This is a genomic window from Bacteroidota bacterium (assembly GCA_034723125.1).
Lineage (GTDB): Bacteria > Bacteroidota > Bacteroidia > CAILMK01 > JAAYUY01 > JAYEOP01.
Genome location: JAYEOP010000003.1, coordinates 1 through 6,563, shown reverse-complemented (window position 1 = coordinate 6,563; position 6,563 = coordinate 1). Strand labels below are relative to the sequence as shown.

Here is a 6,563-nt window from a genome sequence, read left to right as displayed (position 1 = left end):
GACTGAGGACTGTTCTTGACTGCCCAATAGTCTATCTTCTGAAGTTTCTGAAAAAGTAGTGAACTTGCTTTTTTTAACCACTCCTCCTCGCAAGGGTGCATGTTCTCTTATACTTTTGTGATTTTCCTGAAAGATTGTTTCTTTCTACAACTATTATATACACTCCTATATGTGCTTTCTCTCCATCTTTTGTTGTGCCGTCCCACTTATAAAATCCTTCCGAACCAAACAACGCATTATTTGCAATTTCCTTGATAAGCCTTCCGCTAAGGTCATAAATTTTAATGTTTCCAAAGTTGTTGGTATTATCAAATTTATATTTTATCAATAAAAAATCGTCAAAGCCATCTCCATCGGGTGAAAAAACTTTTGGCTCAATTACTACTTCTTTAGTTGCAGGGTCAATTTTGGAAAATTGTGAATTTTTGTAAGTTGGCGTAGCCCATCCATAATCGGATGCTGAGGATTGCCAGTTTGAAGAATTGTTTGTGGATTTCTCAGGATTTATTCTCTCAAGGGAAACTCCATCTTTGCTATCAAGAAGCTCAAAATGATATTCTTCTTTGTAATAAAAATAATCAATAATTTTTGCAGTATTTGTAGTTAGAACTACTTTCCCTTCATCGTTAGCAAAAGTTGGTAGGTTGTTCATTTGGAGTATTTTCTGAGGATATTTTACATAATATCGCATTTCAATATCTTCAGAATTTTCTGTTAGAACAACGTAGTCATCAGGAGGAATTTGATATCCGATTTCCGTGATAGGTTCAGGATTTGTGAGTTGGAGATTTTCGTCATAAGTGGCGATGTACAAATTTTTAAGACTAATAATTTTATCAGATTTATTGTATAGCTCAACAAAATCGTAACCACCCGATTGGGGGTTAAACAAAAGCTCATTAATTATAAGTTCGAAACTGTCTAAAGCTTCGGGTAAACCAAAATTTACAATTGTGTTTTCTTCAATTTTATTTCCTGCACAGTCTCTTACATTTTTTATTTCAAGTGAATAATGCGTTTTAGGGATTAAGGATTTTTGTAATTGGAGTAAAATTGTATTGTATTTTGGAGCATTAGTGCTTACGGAAATTATGTTGTTTGATACTTGCTGAAACTCATAATTTTGAGTATTTAAAATTGTACTGCTATTCATTTTCTCATTAAAAATAATTTTAATGTGTTGAGAGTCAATGCAAATTGTTCTTAAAATTTCGGGTTGATAAATATCAGGATTAATTGCATTTACTGAATTTTCACTTCCGGGTGTTCCACCTTCATTGTTTTTAGAGGCTTTCCAATTATCACTTTCTCCACAATAATTATCGAGGTCTATCATTTCAAGAGTCCAACCACCTTCATTTTTAAAATTATCATGATACCAACTTTTATCATAATTTACATAAAAAATGTAAGCCTCTTTTTTATTTTTAAGAGAGAGTTCATCTCCGTAATTTCCAAGAGATGGAAAGCTATAAAGTCCGATTGTGTTACCATAGTTTGAAAACTCTGTTTTGTAGTCATCTTTGCACAAAATCAAATATTCATTTGGTGGAATTACAATGTTGGGAAGTGTGGAAGATGTTGAGGCATCAGAGAATGTCCAATTTTCTAAGGAAATATATTTGTTACTACGATTGTAAAGTTCGATAAATTCATGCTCAGGAAGTTTGATACTTGGCTCTGGGTCAGCGAATATTTCTGAAATTACAATATCGTACATTTCTGCTTTTTCGGGAATAATGTATTGAATAAGTGCAGATTGCCAGTTTGACTTTTTATTCCCCCAACAATCCGAAATTTCTTTGTAAAATATTGTACATGTGTCTTTTGAGTTTAAATGATTTTGAAGTTTTAACAACACACTTTGATTATCTGTTTGTGTAATATTGGAAATTGTGTTTGAGCATCCGCTTTTAAAATTTGCTGAAATAAGAGATGCATTTTCAATACTTTCATTAAATATTAGCTCAACTGTAACAGAATCAATTACTCTTGAGGAATTTAAAATTGGTGAAATTGTATCCGGTAGATTTGAAAAAACAGAATTTTGAGTTCCGGGAGTTCCTCCGTTTTTATTAATTGATGCTTTCCAGTTGTTGATATCACTACATGGATGATTAGGATTTATTCTTTCTATCGTCCAGCCTCCATCATCTTTTCCAGAATTGTGATACCATGCTTGTGAATATCTAAGTTGGTCAATAATTATGTCCTTATCCGATTTTAAAATAATATCATCACCTCCGTTGTTTAGGGTAGGTAATGAAAGTCCATAAGTTGTGCCGTATTGTTCAAAATCCGCTTTATCCTTATCATTGCAAAGAATTACAAAAGCATTGGGCAGAATAGAAATATTTGTGAGTGATACTTCCTTGCTTCCATCTGCAATTTTCCAATTGTTTAAGTTAACGCTTATTTTTTTTGGATTAAAAAGTTCAATAAATTCCCCTTCGGGCAAAGCAACGGAAGGAGTGGGGTCGGCAAAAAATTCGTTAATTATAATATCTCCGTATTGTGGAAGAAAAAATGAAAAAGTAAAGCTGTCATTAATAATAGTATTTCCTTTAGTGTCTTTTATTCCTGAAACAAAAATTTTATAAGAACTACCATTTTGAAGGTCATTTGAGAATTGTAATCTGACAGAAGTATTATTTTCTAAAGAGGCATTTGATGGAATTCCGATGTTATTGTTAATGTTGTAATTACTAATATTTTCAGCAGTGGGTTTATCAAGAAATTCATCAAAATTTATTACAATTTCATTTTTGTCAATAACATTTACAGCATTAATCTTTGGAGCAATAGTGTCATAAATAATTGAACCTACATAAAAATCATCAAAATAAAAAGCTGTTGCATTTGATGTTGTGAATTTACAAACAATTCCAAAATAATTTGAGTTTGTAATTGCATTGTCATTTCCTATTCCTTCAAGGATGAAGTTGTTATCTCCGCTAAGGTCGGAGTATAATTCCCAATCACCATTGCTTTTATGTATTACTTTTATTCTTATTTCCGGATTTGAAGCTGTGTGTCCGTCAATTCCTTCAATTATCAAAGTCTCATTTGTTCCGTTTTGACGATAAAGGTCAATGGCATCATCTGTTCCGTTTTCACCAATTTTTATAAAATATCCGTTCAAACTGCCTGTTAGATTTGTGTTATCGCTTGTCAAATATATTTTTACATTATTATTTACAGAGGGACTAAAAGAAAGTTTTATCCAAAATTGCCATTCAGTTTCGGAAATTGTAGTGCTTGAAGTATATAAATAATTTGTCGATGAACCGCTTTCATCTAATTGTAGTTGTTGTGAAGAATTTACTTTAAAGCTTGATGTATTTCCAAACCATTGAGGATTGCTAGTAAAATTTCCGTCATCAAAATTATCAGAAATTTGGGCAAGACTTAAAAGAGGGAAAATAATAAGTATGGAAAAAAAATATTTTTTCATAGCTTTTAAAAATAATGAAATATGACAAAATTCAAAGATACTATATTGTACAAAATTAGCAATTTATTTAGAAGTGTTTAATTGTTTAAGTGTTTATTTGCTTATCCATACGGACAAGTTTTGTTTATTTGTTTCTTTCTCCTAACTTAAATTAGTATTACCTGATATATTTGGCAGGTTTAAAAGTTAGTAAAGCAATAAATTTAAAGATACAAGATGTTGAAACTAAACGAGGACTCATAATTAGAAAAAGGGAAAAAAGACAGAAATACATTGTTGTCTAAAGAATCATTATTATATTTGCGAAAGTATTTTAAAATGTTATTAGAATATGAATCAATTAAAACATTGGGTGTATCTGGACATAATGGAAATAAACGGAAGTTCCGTTTATATTAATGTTGTAGGGCATTTAAAAAAAACAATGTGTACAAAATTTAAGGGACTCAATTAAATAGATAATATGGAAATACCTGTAACAAAATTACGTGAGTTTTACAAATTCTTAAGAATGTTTTCTGCGAAAACTCATTTGAAAATCCTAGAGGATTTTAACAGAAAGAATAATTACAAGAAACTGATTAAGATATTTGAAGAGAGTCAAGTTCATTTTGCTAAATATTGTAGTATTGATTCATTTGCATCATCTTCAAAACGAAAAGCACTACCATCTCTACCAATTTCTACCATAAAAGGAACAAATGATATTGTAGCAATTCTAGAAAGCAGTAAAACAAATAAAATTAATAAAAACCCAGATTTTGATTTTGAGTTTATTGACAGAGAAATTAGCCCTTTAAGGACTACAGGTGGAATAAAGTTTGAAACAGGTAAGTCTGGCAAATCATCTGGAACTGGGGGATTAGACTTTATTGGTAAGAACAACAAAGATGGACTACCAATACTAGGCGAAATAAAGGTAGGCAATGATGAAAATCCATTTTTTGCATTAATTCAATTATTGACATACTTATCAGAACTCACAACACATAATCAGTTAGAAAGAATCAGATATACAAATTTGTTTAAAAGTAGTACTACTAATTTAAAATCGAATAAATTTTATCTCTATATATTATTGTCTAATTATAACTTGAAATCTGCATTTAGAAGAAAATTGCTAAATGAATCACAAGAATTAGCTAAAAAAATAAAGACAATCAGTAATATCAAAGATATTGTATTTATAGAACTAAATGATATAAGTAAAGGTATTAATCAAGTTCATTAATATGAAATTAAAAATTCAATGAGGAATAAGAAATATAAATAAATAAAAACGCCCTACAACAAAGTATAAAAATAATAGCCGCAATCGTAGTAAATATGAACACTGTAGCCCGCATAATATTTAGTCGTATCTTGAAAATTTTGAGTTTCGAAGTCGGCTACTATTCTTATACAAAACGTCAGACTATCTAAAAAAATCAACAAATTGTAGATAAAGATAATTTGCCACCAAAGAAATAATTTCTATTTTTATACTATGAAATTTATACAAGGAAAAACAGAAAACAGTCATATATTTTTCCAACATCACTGGAAGAAGCAATTAAAAAAAACGTAACCTAAAAAAAGCAAATTAATTTTGAGCAAAGCAGAAATGTCCTTATATTTGACAAAAATTTAATCGGTGGTTAGGGTTATTAGACAGACTGTCGTTAAGTGCAATTAGAGAGAGGATGAGAAAACTGAATTCAAAACTTTTAACATTGATTTTACATCCGATTTTGAAACAGAACTGAAATTGTTGTATATTTGTATAGAATAATAAATTAAAGTTTAAAGAGTGAATAATACAGTAATAAATACGCACGATAAGTTTTTCAAAAGCTTGTTTTCTAACAAAAATGGGATTAAGGAATTTGTGTCTAAAACCATAAGTTTTGATATTGTTAAAAAATTAGATTTAAATACTCTTGAACTTGATAAAACTGAATATCTTGATAAGCGATTAAATTCAAGTTTTTCTGATTTAGTTTATAACTGCAAATACGGAGAAAAACAGAATGTAAAAATATCACTTCTTTTTGAACATAAAAGCCAACCTGAAAAATTTCCACATTTTCAAATTCTTGGTTATATGCTTAGGATTTGGGAATTACAGATTAAGCAAAAAGAAGAATTAACACCAGTTATTCCAATAATATTTTATCACGGAAAGGAAAAATGGGATAATAAAAGATTTGAAGAATACTTTGGAAATATTGACAATGAGTTACAAAGCTTCATTCCAAAATTTGATTACGAATTAATTGATACATCAACATATTCAAACAAAGATTTAAGAGAACATTTTGATAATATTGAATTACAGGTAGGTCTTCTAATAATGAAGAATATCTTCAATGAACAGAAAATGCTTGAACAGATTGGGCATTTATCTGATCAAATAAATAAATTATTACAAACCAAAGAGGGGCAAGATTTTTTTGATAGCATATCTGTTTATATGCTAAATTCAACGGAAATAGCCTCTGATAAATATAGGGAACTTATGGAAACCATTTCAACACAAGCTGAACAACAATTTGTTTCTACTGCATCGAGGTTACGTGTAAAAGGACGTATAGATGAAAAAAGAAGCACTGCTATGAAAATGATTAGCAAAGGATATTCAAATACAATAATTATGGAATTAACAGAATTAGAAGAAAATGAAATTGAAAGATTAAGAGAATTGAATAAATTAAAGCCAGAATAAAAGCACTTAACAAACTGTAAAAGTAATAGCGGCTTAGTTTGGTTTACGTGGCGTTGTGGCTCGTTGGTTGCCCACCAAATCTCTCGATTTGACTGGAAAGATTGAGAGAGATTTGGCTACTGAGAAAGCTGAAAGTTCATCGCTTCGTAATCCGCTACTACTCTTACAGCAGTCGTCAGACTGTCTAAAAAAATCAACAAATTGTAGATAAAGATAATTTGCCACCAAAGGAATAATTTCTATTTTTATACTATAAAATTTATACAATGAAAAGACAGAAGACAGTCATATATTTTTCCAACATCACTGGAAGAAGCAATTCGAAAAACGCAACCTAAAAAAATCAAATTATTTTTGAGCAAAGCAAAAATGTCCTTATATTTGACAAAAATTTAATCGGTGGTT

3 protein-coding genes are annotated in these 6,563 nt (G+C 29.8%); 2 read left to right on the top strand and 1 reads right to left on the bottom strand.

The annotated features are described in order from the left end of the window. Window positions 1-73: 73 nt before the first annotated feature. On the bottom strand, window positions 74-3,454 hold the full coding sequence (locus tag U9R42_00060) for a lamin tail domain-containing protein (protein MEA3494412.1): 3,381 nt from the start codon (window positions 3,452-3,454) through the stop codon (window positions 74-76). Window positions 3,455-3,917: 463 nt separating this feature from the next. On the opposite strand from U9R42_00060, the gene U9R42_00055 reads away from it, so the two are divergent. Continuing rightward, window positions 3,918-4,685 carry a hypothetical protein gene (locus U9R42_00055; GenBank protein MEA3494411.1) on the top strand — a complete coding sequence of 256 codons (768 nt, stop codon included), beginning with the start codon at window positions 3,918-3,920 and terminating at the stop codon, window positions 4,683-4,685. Window positions 4,686-5,243: 558 nt separating this feature from the next. Continuing rightward, the gene (locus U9R42_00050) at window positions 5,244-6,158 is read left to right on the top strand and encodes an Rpn family recombination-promoting nuclease/putative transposase (GenBank protein MEA3494410.1); all 915 of its coding nucleotides are present in this window, start codon (window positions 5,244-5,246) and stop codon (window positions 6,156-6,158) included. Window positions 6,159-6,563: the final 405 nt, after the last annotated feature.

What these genes read in the sequence shown, in the direction of transcription:
- U9R42_00060 (MEA3494412.1), bottom strand. Translation starts at nt 3,454, where the DNA reads ATGAAAAAATATTTTTTTTCCATACTTATTATTTTCCCTCTTTTAAGT.
- U9R42_00055 (MEA3494411.1), top strand. Translation starts at nt 3,918, where the DNA reads ATGGAAATACCTGTAACAAAATTACGTGAGTTTTACAAATTCTTAAGA.